Genomic DNA, 21,543 nt, shown 5'->3' with positions numbered 1-21,543 from the left:
GATTTGCGGATGACCAAGGTGAAGCAAAAAGTATCCGGCTCATTCCGTACTTGGGAGGGGGCGCATCAATTTGCGCGCGCTCATGGATTTATTTCCACATTGCGCAAACAAGGTCTTCCTGTCCTTCCGTCGCTCATTGCAATTTTCCAAGACAACTTCGCTTTCCCCCAGGGTACCTAAGTAGTAACGATTTTCCCTACAAAAACTTCCGCTGTTTGAGCCTGATTCGAGTTACTGTGGATCAATCATAGCTAGTAGACACTCCCTCATACGCTCCTGAAATCACTTTGGGTTTCCCCATTCCGATTTCAGGGGCGTATAGCATTGGAGGGAGATCTTCCCTGTCACTTTGAGTCCGACAACGGACAACGGGCATATTTACGACTGGGGAGCGGGATCGGAAACCTGCAGTTTCTTGAAGCTCGCTAAGAGTAACGCTCCGGTCAGTACCGTTACGACTCCCGACCAGAAGAACCAAGACTGTATGCCATATTTATCGACGAGCGGACCAGCCAGCAGCAGCCCGATCGGGGAAGCCAGGAGCATGACGCTGGTGACCAGCGAAATGACCCGCCCTAGCATTTCCGGAGCGTACGCTTTTTGGATCATCGCCATATAAGGGCCGTTGAAGAACGGAGAGGCCGCCCCCATCAGGAACGATAGAGCGATAAAAACAACGAAAGCGCCGGGGCCGATCATACCGCTTGCCAAGCAAGTTAATCCGATAATGACCAAGCTCCAGCAAATATAGGTGATATCCTTCCATTTAGAAGCCATGACGGCCAGCAGTAAACCGCCGAGAATCATCCCTACGCTGAACACCGCTTCAATCAGGCTGGCGCTATATCCGCCGCGTCCGAAATGGGACAGCGTCATGAATGGAAACAATGTGGCCAAAGGCATGAAGACGATGCTGAACACCGCGGTAGCTGCGGTGATGATGACGATGGGACGCGCTTGCACGAAGGTTTTCCATCCCAGCTTAAACTCGTTGAGAAAATGGGGAGCCTCCTGAACTTCGGGCTTCGACTGACGAATAGGAACAAATAGGAGCATGAGATTCGCGATCAACGCGCCCACAACGTCCAAGAACAGCACAACGCCTAGAGAAGCGGCTGAGTATACGGCAATGCCGAGAGCCGGACCAATCACCGTCGATACCGAGAACACCATTTGGTGCCAGCCTGCGACCCGGGTCAGTTGATCTTCAGGGGCAAGCAACGGTATGGCCGCCTGCAGCGCAGGAGCGTGAAAGGCGGAAGCGATTGAACGAATCAGCAAAATGACATAGACAAACCCTAGGCTAGGGTCGCCGAAATAGTAGTACAACCCCAGAATGAGGCTGAACAGGGCGATCGAGCTGTCGGCTGCGATCATGGTGAGCTTGCGGTTCCATCTGTCCAACCATACGCCGATGAAAGGACCGAGAATCGCTTGCGGCAGAAAACCGACCAATCCGGCCATCGTCAGCACAACGGCAGATTCCGTCGTGGCCGTCAAATGCCAGATGATCGCGAATTGCACCATGGAGCTGGTTAGTATAGAGAAAATCTGTCCAGAGAACAGAATCGTGAATGTCTTTTTCCAATTGGTCGCCATAAAAAACCATCCCTTCGTTTATACATTGCGCGAAAAATGAAACGCCAATAAACTCATGCCATTTTCACAAAAAAACGGCTGAGCTGCTCATTCATTCTTGCACTATCTTAAACGGATGGAATGGGTCAAAACCGGCACCTCCCAAGTTACTGCCAGTGTACCAAGCGCGGCTCGTCATTGCAACAAACAAAGGGGTGGCGCCGGGTCATGCCAGCCGGATTATGTCCTCCTGAATCGAATCCTCCGGAAGTCCTCCTCCCCCATAACGACTTCACGTTCGTACGTTGCGCCGGATGCGTCCATCGAAATAGACCTGTACTATAAAACGGGCGAGGATCAATTGAGCTAGCGTGGGGGGGCGGAGGTAGGCGGCCAATCATTTCAAGCGACGATAGACTTGGATGTAATGGACAGGTAGCTGCGGCCAATGTCCGTAACGTGATAAATGAATCAATCTAGCAGGCAGCGGCAGGAGCGCAATCAAAATGAAAGAAAGGAACATTGAATAGTTAGTAAGAGCCTGTACATCGGGCATGGCGATTGGGGGCGGACGGAATGAAGTCATGCTGCGGTAAAACGGGAAGCACCTCCGACTGCTGCTCCAGCTGCGAGAACGAGAGTGGTGTTGTTTACGGTGTTTCTCATAAAAAGCAATGCGCCCCCTGCTGTCCTCCATTGTTTTGCGACGGTACGGACGAACCTATCGGCCCGACCGGCCCAACCGGTCCAACGGGTCCGACCGGGCCAACGGGTCCAACGGGTCCGACCGGGCCAACGGGTCCAACAGGTCCAACTGGCGTTGCAGGCCCAACGGGTCCAACAGGACCAACAGGTCCAACCGGTCCAACGGGACCAACAGGCGCAACGGGTCCAACAGGCGCAATAGGCCCAACGGGTCCAACAGGCGCAACAGGCCCAACGGGTCCAACCGGCGTTACAGGTCCAACCGGCCCAACCGGCGCAACGGGTCCAACGGGGCCAACGGGCGAAACGGGCGCAACTGGCCCGACCGGCGCAACAGGTCCAACCGGTCCAACGGGACCAACAGGCGCAACGGGTCCAACAGGCGCAACAGGCCCAACGGGTCCAACAGGCGCAACAGGCGCAACCGGTCCAACGGGACCAACAGGTCCAACGGGGCCAACGGGCGAAACGGGCGCAACTGGCCCGACCGGCGCAACAGGTCCAACCGGTCCAACGGGACCAACAGGCGCAACGGGTCCAACAGGCGCAACAGGCCCAACGGGTCCAACAGGCGCAACAGGCGCAACCGGTCCAACGGGACCAACAGGTCCAACGGGGCCAACGGGCGACACGGGCGCAACTGGCCCGACCGGCGCAGCAGGTCCAACGGGCCCAACTGGCCCTACAGGCGCAACTGGCCCGATCGGTCCGAGAGGTGCGACCGGTCCAAAAGGTCCCACGGGTCCAACCGGCCCAAGAGGTGCGACGGGCTCCAGAGGCCCGACGGGTCCCAACTTTGCAACCAATGGTTTTTCCGCGAGAATCAACAATGTTAGCGTCAGTGCCAATGCTACTCTGACAAACTGGTCCACGGCCAGCCCTTACTATGGGAATGCGGCCTTTAACGCGACAACAGGCGTGTTCACCGTTCCGGCAACGGGTAGATATTCGGTGAAGGCCACGATCAACTACACTACCGTCGCCGCTCTGAGCGTCCAGTTGGGCGCCGGCGTGTATCCTTCTTTTAGAGTGCGTAGAACCTCTCCCGTCGTCACGGAACTTATAACCGGTATTTTTCCACTGTTGAATGTCAACATTGCGCTGCTTCTAACCCTCAGGGTAATTCTCGGCAGCGGCGAGATTACGCTGGCGGGAGACGTCGAGCTGAATGCGGGGGATACGGTCGTGTTGGTGTATGCGGCGGATACGCTAACGATCAACATATCGCTGGGCGGCGTCGAGAACGAAGGCATTGTCTGGTCCATTCATCAGATCGCTTAGTCGCTTTTGAACTAAATGTTGGGCAAGCGCCCTCTTTTGACTCTATCGACCCGAATAGGCTAACCAATTGCCCGCCTCATTCATCTAATACAAGTAAGGTAGGGGTGCGAGGGGGGGGCGATTGGAATTGAAGCGGAGCCAATATAGGCGAGGCAGATACAAAACGGGAAAAAATCAACTATACCCCATCTTACTGCGTTCTCTTCTGTGTCTCGCTAAAGCCGCCAAACCCATCAAATCAATCAAACCTCCCACCAGATCCGCCAAAACCGCAAAAGCCTCCAGAGCAACCGACCGCCAACCCTGCTGCCAATCAAAGAGAAAGCCCCGCCGCCGTCAGAAACGCTGCCCTATCCGCAGAAGGCCGACCCACAGGAAACCCTGCAGATCCAGAAGGCCGACTTGCAGGCCGAAGCAGCGGAGGAAGCTGTCGCACCCTGTCGTGTGGCGCTCGACGGATAACTCTACCGTCCTGTGGGATCCGAGCACGCGAACTGCGTCGGTCGAAAACATCTTGGATCCAGGAACGCGCTCCCCTCCAGTCGAGAATGCCTCCCAACTGACGGAGAAGGAGTGCTGCGGTAATTTTCTTATTCAGGAAAACCAAACAAGCCCGCAGCTGCTGTGGACGATGTCCCCAGGCCTACAGGCAGAGTTAACCCAAGTTTCATTATTTAACGATACCTCCAGCAGCGGCAGTATCCAAATGACGATTGCCGGAGACCGATCCTCATTCGTCATGCAAATAGAACCCGGAACTACCGGAACCTATACAGATCGGAATATCGGATCGATCCACGTGGCCTTGACGGGCAGCAAGCCGGGAGTCGCCGAAGGAAAATATATCGTGACCGCGTTCTTCAGACTGGGAGAGCGCAAATCAGGCTAGAGGGTAACGAACCGTGACGCAGAGCTCGCCAGAGTACGTGCCGTCGTTCGCCCCTGCATCGGATTCCGGAAGGATGACCTGCAATTGAGCAAATCGGCGAAAAGTAAATGAGGTCGTCGTTCCCGGCGAGACTGCGATCGGAGCTCCGATATTGTTCCCTCCCGAGTCGATGGGCTGGAGGGTGACGTTCGCGGGTCCGGATGCATATTGTAAGTAGCCTGTCGCGTAGAGATTCAGACCCATGTTATTGACATAGACGACGATCGGGACGGGAGCATCATCATCCGCCGTCACCGTTCCCGTCCAAGGGATGCACACTTTATCCTGCACGTATTCCTGGTCCGGGCAGCAGCTTAGCGCCGAGGTCGCGCAGTTAGAGGCCAATTCTAATCAACACCTTTATCGATAATAGTAGGACTAGCTCACGGGATATCGGGTGGTAATGCAGAACTCTCCTTCGTACTGACCGACTGTCGCGGCGGTGACTACCTGGATCGTGGCGAATCGGCGATAAGTAAACGAGATGCTTGTTCCTGCGGCAATGGCGGCGAAAGTCGCAATCGTTCCGCCTGCGCTGTCAAGGATGTTGAGCGTAATCGTGCCTGGGCCAGATTCGAACCGCAAATAACCGGTTCCGACAATATTTTGGCTTAGATTGTTCGTGTACACAGTCAAAGTTGCCGTATTCGCCCCGGACCACGGACTGCACACTTTATCTTGGACGTATTCCTTTTCCGGGCAGCAAGATAAAGCGGAAGACGAGCAGTTGCACCCCATTAATGAAGCAGCTCCTTTGCGATTCGGTAGTGTAAGATAGCTAATGCGAATTGTCCTACTTTTGCGTGGATACATACCCAAAGTTAGGGAGATCAGGGTGGAATTACAGAAAAAAGGAGAAGCGGCAGGCTTAGCAGAATTAGTGAGAGACACAGTTTTTTCTGCAAGCGGCCCTGCCATTCCAAGTTCATAGGGACGATTCTGAAAACATGATTCCAGAGGTGAAGCAATGCCGGAATTTTTCGAAGTGAGAACGGAGAATAGAGGGAAGGAGTATTACAGATTTAATCGGTTTCATCTTTTCCGCAGGAAATGGTACATTGCCTATTTACCGCCAATTGTTTCGGGGGTTCTCGGTTTGTTGGCCTTTCTCGACGGAGAACCGTCGCCCGCGTACACCTTATGGGCAGTCGCAATCGTTACGCCGTTCTTAATGCTGCTGTTGCTGGCGTTGGCGGGCAGAAGGCATCTGAAAACCAATAAAATATACGCCAGCATGAAAAATATATACTACCGCTTCGACCGCAGCTCCCTGTTTTGCGAGACCGTGGATCCGAGGCTTAAGACGACATTGGAAACGGACTGGGACAATGTCTATCAAATCTACGAATCGAAAACAAGCTTCTATATCTACATAAGCAATCTGCAAGCGTTTATTATCCCTAAAGCGGACATCGTAACTGGGCGTCCCAACGAGCTATCGGAGATGCTTGAGCAGTTAATTGGGAAAAGACTGCGCAGATGCTAACGTCAAAAGTGGAGTTTTCCGTCATCGCCAAACATGTCATTTTACATGGCGGAACAAAGTGGGTTAGTCAAGGTTTTACGAGGTGAAAATGAACCGGGCACTGCTCTTGGCAGCGCCCGGCTCGAATCTGAATTATGCCGCGTGAGCGGATTCTCCGCTTTTGCGCTTTTTGCCGGACAGGAACCAGCCGCCGAGGGCGATCGCCAGCAATACGACGTAGAAAGTGATCTTCCAGCCCGTAGATTCCGCGAACTCGTGAGGAATGACATGCAGGGAAGGATGCGCGAGCGTATGAACCGCGAGCTTGACGCCGACCCATCCGACGATGACGAAGGCCGCGACCTCCAGCGATGGCCGGCTTTCCAGCAGCTTAACGAACAGGTTGGCGGCGAAACGCATGATCAGAAGTCCGAGAAATCCGCCTAGGAAAATAACGATGAAGTGTCCGCCGTCCATTCCTCCGATCTTCGGCAGCGTTGTCGTCGGCAGCGCCACGGCCAGCGCGACGGCAGCCAGAATCGAGTCGATCGCGAAGGCGATATCCGCCACCTCGACCTTGAATACCGTCATCCAGAAGCCGGATTGCTTTTTTTCTTTTTTCTCCGCGGCTTCTTTTTCTCCCTTTTTTACGAGGACCTTACGGAAGATGTGGTTAGCGGCAATGAACAGTAGATAAATCGCTCCGACTGCCTGCACCTGCCATACGTCCACTAGGAACGAAATAGCGAACAGAGAAGCGAAGCGGAACACGAATGCGCCGGCCAGACCGTAGAACAACGCTTTTTTGCGCTGCTGCTCGGGCAGGTGCTTAACCATGATGGCGAGCACAAGCGCGTTGTCCGCAGCTAGCAATCCTTCCAATGCGATCAATACGAGCAGCACCCATCCGTACTCCAACAGTAATCCGAAATCCATTCCCAATCCCCCTTGTGCAAATAGAGACAAGCTTACCGCTTTATTCTTCCCAAGAACGCGAAGAGACCTTCGCCTTGTTGGACAAAGGTCTCGCTAACAGCACCGTTAAGGCAATGCCAATAAAGCCGGAGAGCCGCGGCTCTCGTATTGACGACTTTTATTGTACAGCTACTCCCCTTTGGAGTGGAACTATTCAGTTGCGGCAAGCTTTCTAGAAAAATAATACGTGCTGCCTAATCCGAGGTTTCAGAGGAATTCGCTTCATTAAAGCGTCCCGGATCGAGGTCGACTTTGAAGCTATAATTGGAGATTTTGCATAAAACGTACCTCTCGGAGGGAAGTTGGTCTGTTTTTGCTCCGAAAACTCCATTGTTGGCACCGAATAGTCTCCTTATAATAGGAGCATGATGAGAATCATTATCACTACAAAAAAGGGAGTCAAAATCATGTCTGTCATTCGCAAGCCTACAGCTATCGTTGCTTTGATGCTGCTTCTCGTTGTTTCCGCGCTGCTGGGCGCATGCGGGAACGATAAAGCCGCGGAGAGCGGCGGCGCCTCCAGTCCCGCCAATTCTCCAGCCGCATCTCCGACCTCTACCCCGTCGTCTTCTCCTTCAGCATCCGCATCCTCCGAAGCCGGCGAGGGAGAGACGAGAATCGTCAGTACGGTTAACGGCGACGTTGAGATTCCGGCGAATCCGCAGCGAATTGTGGCCCTGTACTATCACCACATTTTGTATGCGCTTGGGGAGAAGCCGGTCGGCGCCAATCTGACCTGGTGGGGAGGCAGTCCGTTCCTGCAGGAGCAGGAAGCCGGTCTTACCGACGTTGGAGGGCCGCCTTCTCTGGAAGCGGTAGCGGCGCTGGAGCCCGATCTGATTATTATGAACAGCAACAATGCAGAGGATTACGAGCAATTTGCCAAGATCGCTCCTTCCGTGCTTATTCCTTACGACGGCAACCGCAACGTGTACGAAGATGCGGAAGAGGTCGCGAAGCTGCTGGGCAAGCCGGAAGCGGCAAGCCAGCTTAGGGCGGATTTCGAGAAGAAAGCGGAGGCCGCGCGCGCCAAAATCGAGAATGTAGTGAAGAGCGGCGCCAAAGCTGCGATTATCCGCATCGACGGCAACGGCGGACAGTTCACCGCGTTTGGCGACAATTACGGCCGGGGCGGATGGTCGATCTATAGGGGGTTGAAGCTGGAATTCCCCGCGAAGATCCAAGAAGCCGTCATCGACAGCGGGGCGCAGATCGTTCAGGAACTGCCGCTGGAGCAGCTTCCGGAATACGTTGAAGACGCCGACTATCTGTTCGTATCCAACGAAGGGGTCGGGCTCGAGGTCGTCCAGGACAGCTCGATCTGGAAGGGACTTCCCGCAGTCAAGGGCAATCGCGTTATCGAACTGGACAAGAAGTTCTTCTATTTCGATCCGATCTCCATCTCTGCCCAGATTGACCTGATCGCGGATCTGTTAGCGAAAAAATAATCGATAAAGAATGTAGCGGGCATCTATCTCAAGGAGATAGATGTCTTTATTTTTTCATCAATGCTTTACACAACCCCTGCTTATGGGACGGACTCTTGTTGCGTGCGGAGTTCTGTTCGGCTAGAATTAAGGCACTCTAGTCATTGATAACGATTATCAATCATAAAAAGGGGGATTCCCCGATGGGCCGCTTGTCGCTGCCTTTTAGCTCCTACTTATTCACACTGGTTGACATCTCGCAAATCAGTTGCTCAGCTTCCGACCATCCCGACAGATTGCATGCTCGTACTCACGTCTTCGTTGCGACCTTACAGGGCAGCGGCGGAGCAGTCATTGACGGAAGAAGGCGTCGGTTGACCCGGGCAAGCTGCTTCCTGCTCTCCCCGGATACGCTGTTCGACGTATTCTCCGACAACGCCTCCGAGCTGAAGCTGGTTTGGCTGTCCTTCCGAGCCGCCCCGGTCGCGGAAGAAGAGGGCGGGCATACGGCCGCTGCTCCGTTCGATTGCCCGCCGTACGAGGAATTGAACGCGCAGCCGTTCGCCCAGATCGCAGGCCGGTTGGAAGAACTGCTGCGTCACCGCGACGAGGAAGAGGAGCTGGCCCGGTTTAAACAGCATCTTCGGCTGCAGGAGCTGCTTTACGAGCTTTGCCGAAGCAGCTCAGACCCGGGTGGCCAGCTCCAGTCCCGCGAAGCCGTTCGACGCTCGATAGACCGGCTGCATCGGCTGGACCTTGCCGACATGAGCGTGGACGCTTTGGCGCGGCAAGCCAATATCGGCGCGCGGCAATATACGCACTTGTTCAAGCAGCTGACCGGCAAGAGCCCCGTGGATTATATGACCGAGCTGCGGCTGAACCAGGCCAAGAAACAGCTGCTCACCTCCAACGAGAGCTTGCAACGGATCGCACAGCGGGCCGGCTTTAAGGACGTCTATTATTTCAGCAGAAGGTTTAAGCAGATGGTTGGGCAATCCCCCAAGCAGTACGTGCGGGATACGCGGGAGGGGATGAGAATCGTTGCGCTGTATTACGCCAACGTCCTGCTGTCGATCGGCGTGAAGCCGATCGGGGCCAATCTGACGTGGTGGGGAGGCAGCACATTTCTGCAAGAGATGGAGCAAGGGATTGTGGATATCGGCTGCGAGCCTTCTCTGGAGGCCGTCTCCAGATTGGAGCCCGATCTTATCCTGATGAACGATGCCAACCTATCCAATTACGGGGCGATGTCCAAAATAGCGCCGACCGTTCTGCTGCCTTACGAGGGCCAGCGCAATATATTCGAGGACGTCAGGCTGATCGGCCGATTGATCAATCGGCCTCATGCCGCCGACGAGCTGGAATCGCGATTCGAGCTTCGGGCGGCCGAAGTCCGCGAGAGGCTGTCCGGAATCGTAGGCCGTCAGCCTGTTGCCGCGATTGTCAGATTCGAGAGGGAAGGCCGGGAGTTCTCCGTATTCGGAGACAATTACGGTCGCAGCGGCTGGCCGATCTATCGCGGATTGCGGTTCGGAATCCCGGAGTACGTGCAGCGGCAAGCGATCGACAGCGGCCTGCAGATTGTACAGAATCTGCCGCTGGAGAAGCTTCCGCTCTATGCCGCGAACGCGGAGTACCTCTTCGTGTCGGACGAGGGCGAAGGCATTCGGCATGTGCAGGATAACCCGATCTGGAGAAGCCTGCCCGCCGTGGAGCAGGGCAGAGCGTATGTGCTGGATCGGGCCAGCTTCTCTTTTTTCGATCCGATCTCCATAGAAGGCCAATTGGAGCTGCTGGCACAGCTATTGACGAAGGGGCGTACAGCTTCTTAGCTGCGCAGCAGGGAAGGAGCCCTGTAGGGGGTGACTCGATTGCGGCCATCGCGTTTGGATGCATACAGGGCCTCGTCGGCTTGGCGCAGCAGAGCGCTGAGCGCATCGTTCCGACCGCTCTCGGCTTCGGCTACTCCGAAGCTTGAAGTGACCGCAATCTCCTCACCGGAAGCTGTCAACGGCTCGGATTCAAGAGCCTGCCTCAACCGTTCCGCAATCGCGAATCCCTCTTGAAGCGTAGAAGGAAGCGCGAGCACGAACTCCTCTCCTCCGTAACGCGCGAACAGCGTGTCCTGGGGGATTTTTCTTTTGCAGACGTCGACGACATGAACGAGAAGCTTGTCTCCCGTCTCGTGTCCGTAGTTGTCGTTCACCCGCTTGAAGTAATCGACGTCGAACAGCACGACGGTGAAGGGTTGGCCGTTCCGCCGGCATTCTTCCAGCATTGTCCGGCTGCGGCTAATGAATTGGGAGCGATTAAGAATTTGCGTCAGACCGTCATAGTAGGCCTGATGCTCCAATTCGCGCTGGAGCCGTTTCAGCTCGGTGACGTTGATGAACATAAGCAGGCCGCCTGCGGCATCTCCGTTGCGGTGCAGAAGAGGGGAATAACGGACTTGATAGATCTGCTCCGCTCCATCGGTCGTCCACACCAGTTCCTCCGCCCGGCCGTCAGGCCGGTGGGCGAAAGGGTACGGGGACCCGGTCAGCACATTCCAGACCTCGTCCAGCGTTTTCCCGATCAGATTCGGGCCGAGGGAGGGAATCATCCGCCCGACCGCGTGATTGTAGTCGCTCAGACGATTCGCTGCATCCAGGACGATAACGCCTTCCCTCATGCTGTCGAAGATCGTCTCTTTGGCGATGGGGATAACGGTTAACATTTTCGTGGACAGAATGGCCCAAATATACAGAGCAGAGGTCACGCACATGACCATCGGAACGGGATCGATGCCTGCGGGAGTCAGGCCGATAAGATACAGGAAAGCGGTAACCATCGGGAGAAGCTGCCCGAAAATCAGAGTTGCAAGCTGCGGTCTATAAGATTTGCGCGTCTGTCTCCATCTGCCGAGCAAGAGCACGGTGGCGGCAAGAAGGCTGCTGGACGTGAAAATACCGTGAACAATATACCATTCGCCGATTTCGATATCGAGGTAGGGGAGGGACATGCCTTCCTTGATCTGGATGACTTTATAGAACATATGGTGGTAGTCGTTGGTGGCGACCATCAGCAGCGTGATGGAGGGGATGACGAACAAGGCGGCGGTCTGCCACCGGGTCGTCTTCCAGCCGAGATAGCGGAGAATGATCATGAGCCCGAGCGGCGCGGAGAAAGGCATGCCGATATATTCGACGACCGTCCACAGCTTCACTTTCCACAGCGTATCGCTGGCTAGGCTGAAAGCGTAGGCGAAGCTGTAGATGGACAGAGCGGTCATATATAGAATAAAGGTGCGGGACCCTGGAATTTCCCGTCTTCTGTACAGAACGTAGAGGCCGAGGAAAACATTGAAAATACCCGACACGCTTACCAAAGTAATGTACGCCGTCAACTGCGAATCCATTTCATCGTTCGACTCCATTCGCGGTGATCTATGCTGCTATCGTAACACATCCGCTCCCGGCGCTGGTCAGTATTATTGCAAACCGCGGCACTTTTTGCAGGGCTCAAGTGTTATAAGGATATACGAAGCTTCAGGAGGTGTCCAAATCGTTGCAACCCACACTCCATACAGATGAGCTGGAAATATGGATCGACGCTGTAAGGCAGGGGGAGACCGAGAAGTACGAGCTGATCGTCAGAGCGTTCCAGCAGCCGATTTTTCGTTATTGCTACCGTCTGTTCGCCAATCGGCAGGATGCGGAGGATGCCGTGCAGGATATTCTGGTTAAAGCCTTCCAATCTCTGGACCAGTACCGAAGTACGGGCAGCTTTCAGGCTTGGCTGTATCGGATCGCTTATCGTCATTGCCTGAACGTGCTGAGGAGACGCCGTATTCACCGGCAGGTCATGAGAATCTTCCGACCGGAGACGGTGGCGGCCAGTCCGGAGCAGGAGCTTGACGATCGGTTGTATCATCCCTCGTTGGCGAAGGCGCTATCGGAGCTGACGCCCGAGGAGCGGAGCTTGCTTGTTTTGCGGGCATTCGAAGAGAAGAGCTTTGCCGAGATCGGCGCGATTTTGCAGACAAGCCCGAACGCATTGGTGAAAAGGCTGCAGCGCATTAAGAAGAAGGTTCAGAAATCCATGAACATTAAGGAGGACATGCCATGGAAAGACTCGAAGCTGCCCATGAATACGAAGATTTGAATAATGCCGTCTACCCGAGGCGAATTCCGGAGATCGACGTTGCGGACAAGGTGATGTCCCGTATTTCCGGCCAGGCTCCTCGCCGAATTAAGTTTGGAGGAACGATGAGAAGCTCAACGGCGTTGGCAAGCCTGTTCGCCTTGCTGCTGGTCGTTTCCGTAACGGCCTATGGCGCCTCCGAATATATCCAGCTCCGAAATAAATCGGGAGATGTGAAGGTGCAATTCGTTCCGCCGGATACGGGGAGAATCACGGATAATCCGTATGAGAAGTACATCGCCAAAGCCCGGAAATTTGCGGAGCCTGGGGAGTTGATCGCCGTCTACGCGAAGGATGGGGCGAACCTTCCGTTAGGCCCGATGCAATTTCATTTTAAACCGAAGCGTTTGCAGTCCTATCCCGATTTTGTATTGGCGATCGAACGGATCGAATCGCGCGAATTTCCGCAAGCGATGGGCGGCTACGAATTCGAATACGGGGAAATAAGCCCGGCCGTGCCCGAAAAGGGAACGAAGCTATACCAAGACACGCTTAAGGAGCTTGAACGGCTAGCTTCCCAATCGTCCGACAAAGAGAATATGGTCATGAAGGCGATTCCCTGGTCGAGCGCATCCGGAGTCAGCGGGATTTATTCTAAAGCTGGCACCCGCATCGGCATATACGCGACCAATCTGAACGGAAAGGATGTCTATGCCGAGAAGCAGGAGGATCAGACGACCGAAAAAATCGAGATAGCCGGCACTGAAGTTGTTTATAATGAGGTTAAGAAAGAGATCGTGAAAGAAATGAACAACGACGGAGTTAAGACGGCGACGTTGAGCTACGGGTATCTGAACTGGTACGACGAAGATCAGGATGCCTATTATACGCTTACGAACTTTAAGGGCGCCAAGCTTTCCAGGGAGCAATTGCTGGAACTGGTCCGAGAATGGTTAGAGAAGAAAGGATGAACGACGGATGAAAAAAAAACGCTTGGGAGGCTCCGACTTGCTCGTCGGCGAGATCGGACTGGGGTGCATGTCTCTGGGGACGGAGATGCGAAACGCTGTCGAGCTGATTCACGAGGCGCTGGAACGGGGCGTCAATCTGCTGGATACGGCGGATTTGTACGACGACGGGCGCAACGAGGAAATCGTCGGCCAAGCGATTCGGGGGCGTAGAGATCGCGTAGTGTTGGCCACCAAAGTCGGCAACCGGCGGATTCCGGGCCAAGACGGATGGACCTGGGACCCCTCCCGGCAATACATTTTATCCGCGGTCAAAGAAAGCCTAAGAAGACTTGGTACGGACTACATCGATCTGTACCAGCTTCATGGGGGCACGCTTGACGATCCGATCGACGAGACGATCGAGGCGTTCGAGCAGTTGAAGCGGGAAGGAGTAATACGAGCGTACGGCATCTCTTCGATCCGTCCCAACGTTATCCGTGAATATGCTGCCAAATCCTCCATCGTCAGCGTGATGAATTCGTACAGCATCGTGGATCGGCGGGCAGAGGAAGCGGTCCTTCCTCATCTTCAGGAGCGAGGAATAAGCGTGATCGCCAGAGGTCCGTTGGCCAAAGGGACGTTGGCGGCGAAACGGGAGCCTTCCAGAAGCCTGCCCGACTATGATCTGGAGGAGATCAAGGCGCTTCGAGAACGACTGCAAGAGCTGGAGAGCCCGGATCGAAACCTCACGCAGTTGGCGATTCGATACGCGCTTGGTCATCCCGCGGTGGCAGTCGCCATTCCCGGAGCGAGCTCGAAGGAGCAACTGCTGCAGAACATCTCCGCGTCGCAGACCCCTGAGCTGTCCGCTGAGGAGCTTGCAGTCATTCGCTCGTTCAGTAAACCGAACATCTATAGCGATCATCGATAAAAAACGTTGCATTGTATAAGAAATAGCTAATCTGTTATCTCGTTTCGCTCCTCCGATACCGCTAGAATTGGAATATGCGGCATAGACGACCTGATTGGTACGGAGGAGTGAGCTATTGAAAATGAACGTTGGGAAGAAACTTTTATACTGCGCCCTCGCCTTGTTTCTGTTTCTGCAAGCGGCTTGCTCTTCGGGGAATCCGAAGGCGGTCGAGCAGGTCTACCAAATTAACGCCTCTACCCAAACCGTAATCCCCCTGGATCCGGCAACAAGCAGTGCCAAGATCGTATTGCTCACGTTTGACGACGGCCCGAACGAAGCGCTGAATGCGAAAATCTTGGATGCGCTGGACAAACATAAGGCTAAGGCTATCTTCTTTATGAACGGTCCCCAAATCGAGAACAACAAAGAGCTGGTGAAGCGGGTATACGAGCGAGGCCATATGATCGGCAACCATTCCTGGGATCACATCGACCTTAGCGCGGAAAACAAGGAGACTGTCGCGAAGCAGCTCGGGGATGTCCAGAAAGCCGTGACGGACATTACGGGTACGGCTCCCGTGTTTTTTCGCCCGCCGTATCTCAGCGTTAACAATGAGATTTCCGGAATCGCGAGGAAGGCGGGGCTAGCGGTCGTCACCTGTTCGATTGACTCTCGGGATTGGGAGATGACGGCGGACAGCAACGATCCGAAGGCGCTGGCGCAGCACATCGTCGACCTGGCGCATCCCGGCGCCAACATCTTGATGCATGAGCTACCTTGGACGGTCGAGGCATTGGACAATTTGCTGACCGAGCTCAAGGACATGGAGTATGATTTTGTCGATCCTTATTCAATCTCTCTTTCCCAATAATGATTTTCATTCTCAATGACTTGTGATACAATAAGTCCGAGGCACTAGGACGGTCAGGAGAATGAGGGAGAGGATAAAGGATGAGTGACAAGGATATTTTTGACGTAACGATTATCGGAGGCGGCCCAGCAGGGTTGTTCTCTGCTTTCTATAGCGGATTGCGGGAGCTTAAAACAAAGATCATCGAGTTTCAGAACTTCCTGGGCGGTAAGGTTAATGTCTATCCGGAGAAATTGATCTGGGATGTCGGCGGTGTCACGCCGATCACCGGGGAGCAGCTGATCGAGCAGTTGATTGCACAGGGGAAAACGTTCGATCCGACGATCGTATTGGGAGAGAAGGTCGCCTCTATCTCTAAAGGAGAGGACGACATCTTCGTGCTACATACGGCATCGGGAGCGGAGCATTATTCCAGGACGGTTATTCTGGCGGTCGGAGGCGGCATTCTAAAGCCGACCAAGCTGAATTTGGAAGGCGCCGAAAAATATGAGGTTACGAACCTTCATTATACGGTCAAGTCGCTGACGCGTTTTAAAGACAAAATCGTACTGATCTCGGGCGGCGGCAACTCGGCAGTGGACTGGGCCAACGAGCTTGAACCGATTGCGAAGAAAGTGTATCTGACTTATCGCAATGAAACGCTGAAAGGACACGAAGCCGAAGTGTCCAAACTGTTTTCCAGCTCTGTCGTTTGTCTGCTAAATACCGAGATCGAGAAGCTGATTGCCGTTCCGGGCCAAGAAGCGATCGAGAAGGTGCTGCTGCGCAACAAAGACGACGGAGCGCAGGTTGAGCTGGAGATAGAAGAAGTCATTATCAATCACGGGTACGAGAGGGATAAGGATTTGCTTTCGAACAGCCAGGTCAAAATCGAGATGAGGGACGAGTGGGCGATCGCGGGCACTCCGATGAGCGAGACGTCCGTGCCGGGATTGTATGCTGCCGGCGATATTCTCGGTCATGACGGCAAGCTCCATCTCATTGCCGGAGCCTTTCAGGATTCGGCCAACGCGGTTAACAAAGCGAAGCAATTCATTACTCCGGAGGCCTACGCCTGGGGTATGGTTTCCTCGCATAATGAAATCTTTATGGAACGCAACAAGGAACTGAAGAAGCAGCTGTTCGCGAATTAAGCTGAAATCATCGGACTGCCTGGGCGTAATTCCATAGCGAAAAAGCATTTGGTCAGCGACCAGGTGCTTTTTTTTATCAAAGTATCTGAGGTTGCTTTTCATTGCGCGGGGACGATTATTGATTAATAATGAAGGTGTTGGACACGGAGAATATCTGTCGTGAAGCCAAGAAGGTAAAGAGAGGATGAGAAGCGATGTGCAGAAACATTAAGACGCTGTTCAACTTCGATCCCCCGGCTACGCCCGATGAAGTGCAGGCGGCTGCGCTTCAATTCGTGAGGAAGCTGTCCGGCTTTAACGAGCCGTCGAAAGCGAATGAGGAAGCTTTCTCTCTTGCAGTGAGAGAGGTAAGCGAAGCCGCGCAGAGGCTGCTCGAATCGCTTGTCACCCGAGCTCCTTCGCGCGATCGGACTATCGAAGTTGCGCGCGCTCGCGCCAAATCCGCCAAGCGCTTCGGGACTCCCGTCCGCATCGCTCCGGCGGAATAGACAAGAGGCGATTCGGCTTAAAGCGCCTGAATCGCCTGAACATATTGCTCATATCTCGTTTTCCACTCGTCCTCACGGGCTGGAATTGGCCTGCCGTCCATCAGAGCCTGCACGACATCCAGACAGACATGCCAACCGGCCAGATCCTTCGGAGTATGCTCCGTAATCCGGCGAATCGTCTCGATCAACACAAGTCGACAGCCGTTCGGTCGGGGCTCGATCTCGAAACGGACACTATCCTCGCCCCATTCGTACTCCAGTACGGATCCCTCCGAGAAATCCGTGATCGTCATATTCTCGAACGTTCCGTCCCCCATATCAAAGCGCATTCTTCCGCCTGAGCGAAGATCGTCTGAGCTTAGCTCGGCAAACCATTGCGACAACTTCCCATTGTCCGTCAGCCACGTCCACGCATGATGTGCAGAATGCTCCAAATCCTGCTCGTAGCGTGCGACATACCCTTTTTCCGACTTGTATACATTGGCTAACATAAGATGTCCTCCAATCTTTTAACGAACCCGAACCGCATTTTCCACGATTGCCAGCAGCTCGTTTGTGTAGGTCTCCAGGTCGAGATGGGCCGCTGCATGCTGATTGAATAGAAACTCTCCAATCGCCCCGCGAATCACATTAACCATCACGCTGACGTTAAAGCTTCCAAACTGCCCGGCGGCTTGTCCTTCCTGCAATATCGAGCGCAGCTCGGCAGCCACGGGCTCCTCCTCGTCGTCATCGATTTTGTAGTAAGGAACATTATCCGGGGTACGGGAGTGGAAAACAATCTCCAGCAGCGCAGCATACTGCTTCGGGTGCGTCCCCTGATAGGCCAGACTGGCTGTTATATAGGCGCGCAGTCTATCCAGGGGCGAAGCAGACGTCTGCGTCCTGTTCAGTACATAGGCGGTAGATTCCTGGACTAAGGCGAACAGCGCATGATCCATGAGGTCGTTTTTGTCCTTAAAATGATACGAGATAAGCGCCGTGCTAATACCGGCTTTTTTCGCGATTTTAGCCAAGCTTACGTTGGAGAAGCCGATCTCGTCCAGCGTGTCGATGGCGGCTTTCAAAATCTGGGCGCGCCGCGCCTCGGCAATAAAAGACGTTTTCTCCTCCGGTTGATGGTCGGTCATAGGTCGATCTCCTTATCGAATGGAAGACGGTTACTGACTGCTTTTCTTCTTTCCGATCTTAACGATTATGGCGATGAGGATGACGATGGCTAGAGGAGCAAAGCCGAGCGGGTTAATGTCGCCAATCCGAGTCAGAATCGATCCGTCCATGAACTCTGCGGCATGATCTCCGATCCAGTTCACCGCGTACCCGATCGCCCTGACGATCAGGATGATCAATCGTAGCGCCAGAATAAGCGGAATGATGCTCAAAGCCAACTTAAGCAGCTGGATTCCCCGCAAGCTCCTCGTCATCATCAGACAGCCCGAGATGAACGCCAGCGTTCCGCCTCCAATCATAAGCAGCGGCTGTATTCCATAATAACTGATCAGCTCGCCGTGCCGCCACCTTTCCTCATAGAAAAACCATACCGACCAAAGAACCGCGATTCCCAGCAGCATCACTGCCAGGCTGATTATGCGGGCCGCGAATAGAGGCAGACGGGCAAAAAATGCCGTGAAACCGGTCTCGTTCGTCATTTTCTTTTCTCCTTTATCATTAATTGATTAAACGATCAAAATATTGATTGAATGACCAAATTATAAATTCGACATGAAAGGGTGTCAAGCGAAGGTGCAGTTATATTTGTGCAATTTGCCGCGATTTTCGAATGACTGACCGTTTCTGTCAGGGATCAAAGCTTATACTGCTATTGAAATGAAGGAACGATAAAGGAGGAAGAAGAATGTTTGCGACAATTGAAGCTTTTGCGGCGGAGTGGGAGAGTGAGGCGAAACTGACCGATCGGGTGCTGAGCGCATTGACCGACGATTCCCTGCAACAGGCGATCGTTGCAGATCGCCGGACCTTGGGAACTCTGGCATGGCATCTGGTGACTTCGCTTCGTTATATGACTGCGTTAGGGCTTGACTTCGAGGCTGGGGAGCAGGAACAACCGGATCGCGCCGTTGCGATCGCCGAGGAATACCGCCGCATCTGTTCGGCTATGCTTGAGGCTGTACGAACCCAATGGTGCGATGCCTCTCTGAAAGAGACGCAGACGATCATGGGAGAAGAGTGGGGGAACGGCGATTCCTTGCGGTTTACCTTGATGCATCAGGCACATCATCGGGGACAGATAACGGTGCTGATGAGGCAGGCCGGATTGCGGCCTCCGGAAATTTACGGCCCGACTTACGAGAGTTGGGTCGACAAAGGCATGGCGCCTCTCGCTTAAATTGACGTACAATGAAGGTGGTTTCCAGTCCCCATGTCGGGAAAGAAGGTTTGAGCCGTGACCAAAGCGGACAATATGTTATCGATCCTGTGGATGCTGCGTTCAGGAAAACGAATGACGGCACAGCAGCTAGCGGAGAAGCTGGAGATACATGTGCGGACCGTTTATCGGTGCATCGATTCGCTATGCGCCAGCGGAGTTCCGATCATTGCCGATTCGGGCCCAAATGGAGGCTACCGCATTTTGGACGGCTTTTCCGAATCGCCGCTGCTGTTCGACTCGGATGAGCGGAAGGGGCTGATCCATGCCGCCGTGTTCGCGAGGGAAGCCGGCTATCCGCACTCGGAGGCGGTGGACAGGGCGGTGGACAAGCTTAAGCGCTACACGAACGAGAAACAGCTGGATCGACTTGAGCGCCATAGCGGCGGTTTATCGGTCATCTATCCGCCGTTGGCAGGCAAATATCGAACTTTCCTGCAGGTGCTCGAGGAAGCGGCCGGCCAGGGGCGAACGCTGGAGATGGAGTACGATCGCGGGAAGGGAGACAGCCCGTCGACCCGATCGTTCGACCCTTACGGCATCGTATATTGGAAAGGAAGCTGGTATGCCGTCGGACATTGCGGCTATCGCGGAGAGCCGCGAAGCTTCCGTGTAGACCGTATTATAGCGTTGCGGGAGACGGAAGGGCGCTTCGAACGTCCGGCCTCCTTCTCCGCCAAGGATTTTCTCCTTGGAAGCCTGCTTCCCGACGCCGGCTCTCAGGAGCTTGAAACTGTAAGGATCAAAGCGCAGGAGCAGGCGCTGAACGAGCTGTGCCAGCACTGGCTGTTCGGACACGCGCTGGCCGAACGCAGTCCGGAGGAGGCGGTGTTCCGACTGGAGCGATCTACGTTAGACACTTACGTTCCCTATTTCCTAATGCCCTACGGCACAGCGTTGAAGATCGAGTCCGAGCCTCTCGTCCGAAGAATGGCGGAGGTCGCTTCGCGAATGGCGGCATATTACGAATCGACGTTATCTCAACTTACAGTAGAGAGGAAGTTATTGGATGAGTAAATATTCCATGTTGGGACAGTTGATTGCTCACCCGGGTAAGCGAGACGAGCTGGCGGGCCTGATGCTGGAGTCGGCCGAGACTTTGCAAGGAATGGAAGGCTGCATTTTCTACATCATCAACGAGTCGGTGGACGAACCGGACGTTCTTTGGATTACGGAGTTGTGGGAGACCGAGGAAGCTCATGCCGCATCCCTGAAAAACGAGGGCGTGCTGGCTGTCATCCAACGCTGCCGGCCGCTGATCGCCGGCGTGAAGCCGGTGAAGCTGCGTCCTTTGGGCGGCAAAGGAATGTAGCTTTCCTTGACCGGCAGCATGAGTGTCTGTTATTCGACCAAGTAACGGGACAACCGTTGCTGCAATGCTGACGTAATCTGACTCATCGGCAGCCGGACGGCATCGGCAGCAAGAAGATCTTGCCTCGCAAGCAGCCACTTGAGCGGCGCGGGATTCGGTTCGCGGAACAGATCGTCGATGAGCGGTCGCAGCCCGTCGAACACTCTACTTGCTGCCGGGTAATTGCCGGCCGCTGCCTGCCGGCAGACTTCGATGAAGTTCCTTGTACAGACGTTTGCCGAAGCCGAAATGCCTCCGCTGGCTCCTAGGCGGAGCATATCGTAGAGAAGGGCATCGTCTCCGCACAGTACAGGCTTAGTAGCAAAACTACCGAGCTCCTGCAGCAAAGTCAGGCTGCCGGAGCTATCTTTTAGTCCAATGACGCCGTCAAGCTCGAGAATTGCTCGCATCGTCTCGGCAGACAGCCGAATGCCGGTTCGGGAAGGAATTTCGTAAGCGATCACCGGCACGCCCGTCCGGGATGCTCTTCGGTAGTGCTCCAGAATGCCGGCTTCCGACGGCCTGCTGTAGTACGGAGTGACGACAAGCGCGGCGTCCGCGCCGATCCGACCGGCCATTTCGGTTCTTCGTACGGTATCCGCTGTGCTATTCGTTCCCGTTCCGACGACAATCGGAACGCTTCGCGCTCCCAATGCGTCCCGAGTTATGCTTACTAGCTCTACGACTTCCTCCCATGAGATTGTCGGACTTTCCCCTGTCGTTCCCCCTACCACTAGCCCATCGATTTCAAACTCCAGCAAATGCTTGACGTATCTTTCGTAAGAGACCAGGTCCAATTCCCCGTCAGGCAAAAAGGGCGTGACGACGGGGACATAAATTCCTTTTAACTCCGCTTGGCTCAACATGGAATTGCCTCCTTAACAAACGGTTTGAACCTACTGTATCACGTCATATTCCATCATAGTTATCTATAATATATAATAACCATTATCAATAATATTGATGGGTG

At 54.3% G+C, this 21,543-nt stretch carries 23 protein-coding genes and 1 pseudogene; 15 read left to right on the top strand and 9 right to left on the bottom strand.

Annotated elements, in window-relative coordinates; all coding sequences use genetic code 11:
- Positions 1-180 (top strand): annotated as a pseudogene (locus DFP98_RS39580) (hypothetical protein); the annotation flags it as partial.
- Between the two features lie 198 nt (positions 181-378).
- Here DFP98_RS39580 and DFP98_RS36820 read toward each other — a convergent pair.
- A complete protein-coding gene (locus DFP98_RS36820; protein ID WP_116065630.1) occupies positions 379-1,599 on the bottom strand; it encodes an MFS transporter in 1,221 nt (406 codons plus the stop codon).
- 1,635 nt (positions 1,600-3,234) lie between these two features.
- Between DFP98_RS36820 and DFP98_RS39575 the strand changes: the two genes are divergently transcribed.
- Positions 3,235-3,564: a hypothetical protein gene (locus tag DFP98_RS39575; RefSeq protein WP_220377224.1), complete on the top strand. Its 330-nt coding sequence runs from the start codon at positions 3,235-3,237 to the stop codon at positions 3,562-3,564.
- 514 nt (positions 3,565-4,078) lie between these two features.
- Positions 4,079-4,453, top strand: coding sequence for an S-Ena type endospore appendage (locus DFP98_RS36810; RefSeq protein WP_147310335.1), 375 nt, complete (start codon positions 4,079-4,081; stop codon positions 4,451-4,453).
- On the opposite strand, the gene DFP98_RS36805 is transcribed toward DFP98_RS36810, so the two are convergent.
- Positions 4,445-4,837: a DUF3992 domain-containing protein gene (locus DFP98_RS36805; protein WP_116065628.1), complete on the bottom strand. Its 393-nt coding sequence runs from the start codon at positions 4,835-4,837 to the stop codon at positions 4,445-4,447. The genes DFP98_RS36810 and DFP98_RS36805 overlap by 9 nt on opposite strands.
- A 33-nt stretch (positions 4,838-4,870) precedes the next feature.
- Positions 4,871-5,230 carry a DUF3992 domain-containing protein gene (locus DFP98_RS36800; RefSeq protein ID WP_116065627.1) on the bottom strand — a complete coding sequence of 120 codons (360 nt, stop codon included), beginning with the start codon at positions 5,228-5,230 and terminating at the stop codon, positions 4,871-4,873.
- 229 nt (positions 5,231-5,459) lie between these two features.
- Between DFP98_RS36800 and DFP98_RS36795 the strand changes: the two genes are divergently transcribed.
- Positions 5,460-5,978: a YcxB family protein gene (locus DFP98_RS36795; protein WP_116065626.1), complete on the top strand. Its 519-nt coding sequence runs from the start codon at positions 5,460-5,462 to the stop codon at positions 5,976-5,978.
- Between the two features lie 132 nt (positions 5,979-6,110).
- On the opposite strand, the gene DFP98_RS36790 is transcribed toward DFP98_RS36795, so the two are convergent.
- Positions 6,111-6,893 carry a TerC family protein gene (locus DFP98_RS36790; RefSeq protein WP_116065625.1) on the bottom strand — a complete coding sequence of 261 codons (783 nt, stop codon included), beginning with the start codon at positions 6,891-6,893 and terminating at the stop codon, positions 6,111-6,113.
- A 446-nt stretch (positions 6,894-7,339) separates the two neighbouring features.
- On the opposite strand from DFP98_RS36790, the gene DFP98_RS36785 reads away from it, so the two are divergent.
- Positions 7,340-8,380 (top strand): ABC transporter substrate-binding protein, encoded by a 1,041-nt coding sequence (locus DFP98_RS36785; protein WP_181918162.1) that lies wholly within the window; start codon positions 7,340-7,342, stop codon positions 8,378-8,380.
- Positions 8,381-8,562: 182 nt separating this feature from the next.
- Positions 8,563-10,191 (top strand): helix-turn-helix domain-containing protein, encoded by a 1,629-nt coding sequence (locus tag DFP98_RS36780; RefSeq protein WP_116065623.1) that lies wholly within the window; start codon positions 8,563-8,565, stop codon positions 10,189-10,191.
- Here DFP98_RS36780 and DFP98_RS36775 read toward each other — a convergent pair.
- Positions 10,188-11,756 (bottom strand): histidine kinase N-terminal 7TM domain-containing diguanylate cyclase, encoded by a 1,569-nt coding sequence (locus tag DFP98_RS36775; protein WP_116065632.1) that lies wholly within the window; start codon positions 11,754-11,756, stop codon positions 10,188-10,190. The genes DFP98_RS36780 and DFP98_RS36775 overlap by 4 nt on opposite strands.
- A gap of 149 nt (positions 11,757-11,905) precedes the next feature.
- Here DFP98_RS36775 and DFP98_RS36770 point away from each other — a divergent pair, with 149 nt between their 5' ends.
- From DFP98_RS36770 to DFP98_RS36745, 6 genes are all read left to right on the top strand, one after another.
- Entirely contained in the window at positions 11,906-12,502 is a 597-nt protein-coding gene (locus tag DFP98_RS36770) for an RNA polymerase sigma factor (protein ID WP_116065622.1), read from the top strand.
- Positions 12,463-13,452 (top strand): hypothetical protein, encoded by a 990-nt coding sequence (locus DFP98_RS36765; protein WP_116065621.1) that lies wholly within the window; start codon positions 12,463-12,465, stop codon positions 13,450-13,452. Before DFP98_RS36770 ends, DFP98_RS36765 begins: the two co-directional genes overlap by 40 nt.
- A gap of 7 nt (positions 13,453-13,459) precedes the next feature.
- Positions 13,460-14,362, top strand: coding sequence for an aldo/keto reductase (locus DFP98_RS36760; protein WP_116065620.1), 903 nt, complete (start codon positions 13,460-13,462; stop codon positions 14,360-14,362).
- 121 nt (positions 14,363-14,483) lie between these two features.
- On the top strand, positions 14,484-15,215 hold the full coding sequence (locus tag DFP98_RS36755; protein ID WP_246017120.1) for a polysaccharide deacetylase family protein: 732 nt from the start codon (positions 14,484-14,486) through the stop codon (positions 15,213-15,215).
- A gap of 80 nt (positions 15,216-15,295) precedes the next feature.
- Entirely contained in the window at positions 15,296-16,348 is a 1,053-nt protein-coding gene (locus DFP98_RS36750; protein WP_116065618.1) for an NAD(P)/FAD-dependent oxidoreductase, read from the top strand.
- Positions 16,349-16,542: 194 nt separating this feature from the next.
- A complete protein-coding gene (locus DFP98_RS36745) occupies positions 16,543-16,836 on the top strand; it encodes a DUF2277 domain-containing protein (RefSeq protein WP_116065617.1) in 294 nt (97 codons plus the stop codon).
- A gap of 17 nt (positions 16,837-16,853) precedes the next feature.
- Here the strand turns inward: DFP98_RS36745 and DFP98_RS36740 are convergent, their stop codons facing one another.
- The 3 genes from DFP98_RS36740 to DFP98_RS36730 are packed head-to-tail and all read right to left on the bottom strand — an operon-like array spanning position 16,854 to position 18,485.
- Positions 16,854-17,327 carry an SRPBCC family protein gene (locus DFP98_RS36740; protein ID WP_116065616.1) on the bottom strand — a complete coding sequence of 158 codons (474 nt, stop codon included), beginning with the start codon at positions 17,325-17,327 and terminating at the stop codon, positions 16,854-16,856.
- An 18-nt stretch (positions 17,328-17,345) separates the two neighbouring features.
- The gene (locus tag DFP98_RS36735; RefSeq protein ID WP_116065615.1) at positions 17,346-17,966 is read right to left on the bottom strand and encodes a TetR/AcrR family transcriptional regulator; all 621 of its coding nucleotides are present in this window, start codon (positions 17,964-17,966) and stop codon (positions 17,346-17,348) included.
- A gap of 30 nt (positions 17,967-17,996) precedes the next feature.
- Positions 17,997-18,485 carry a hypothetical protein gene (locus tag DFP98_RS36730; protein ID WP_116065614.1) on the bottom strand — a complete coding sequence of 163 codons (489 nt, stop codon included), beginning with the start codon at positions 18,483-18,485 and terminating at the stop codon, positions 17,997-17,999.
- A gap of 206 nt (positions 18,486-18,691) precedes the next feature.
- Here DFP98_RS36730 and DFP98_RS36725 point away from each other — a divergent pair, with 206 nt between their 5' ends.
- Genes DFP98_RS36725 through DFP98_RS36715 form a run of 3 tightly spaced genes read left to right on the top strand, consistent with a single transcriptional unit; the run spans position 18,692 to position 20,534 of the window.
- On the top strand, positions 18,692-19,183 hold the full coding sequence (locus tag DFP98_RS36725) for a DinB family protein (protein ID WP_116065613.1): 492 nt from the start codon (positions 18,692-18,694) through the stop codon (positions 19,181-19,183).
- A 57-nt stretch (positions 19,184-19,240) separates the two neighbouring features.
- Positions 19,241-20,239, top strand: a complete 999-nt coding sequence (locus DFP98_RS36720; RefSeq protein ID WP_116065612.1) for a helix-turn-helix transcriptional regulator — start codon at positions 19,241-19,243, stop codon at positions 20,237-20,239.
- A complete protein-coding gene (locus DFP98_RS36715) occupies positions 20,232-20,534 on the top strand; it encodes a putative quinol monooxygenase (protein WP_116065611.1) in 303 nt (100 codons plus the stop codon). The genes DFP98_RS36720 and DFP98_RS36715 overlap by 8 nt, the downstream gene beginning before the upstream one ends.
- 29 nt (positions 20,535-20,563) lie before the next feature.
- Here the strand turns inward: DFP98_RS36715 and dapA are convergent, their stop codons facing one another.
- On the bottom strand, positions 20,564-21,439 hold the full coding sequence (gene dapA, locus DFP98_RS36710; protein ID WP_116065610.1) for a 4-hydroxy-tetrahydrodipicolinate synthase: 876 nt from the start codon (positions 21,437-21,439) through the stop codon (positions 20,564-20,566).
- Positions 21,440-21,543 lie beyond the last annotated feature (104 nt).

The organism is Cohnella phaseoli (assembly GCF_003386235.1).
GTDB lineage: Bacteria > Bacillota > Bacilli > Paenibacillales > Paenibacillaceae > Cohnella > Cohnella phaseoli.
Note: the sequence above shows the minus strand (reverse complement) of the source record. Positions and strands in the feature narration are given on the sequence as shown.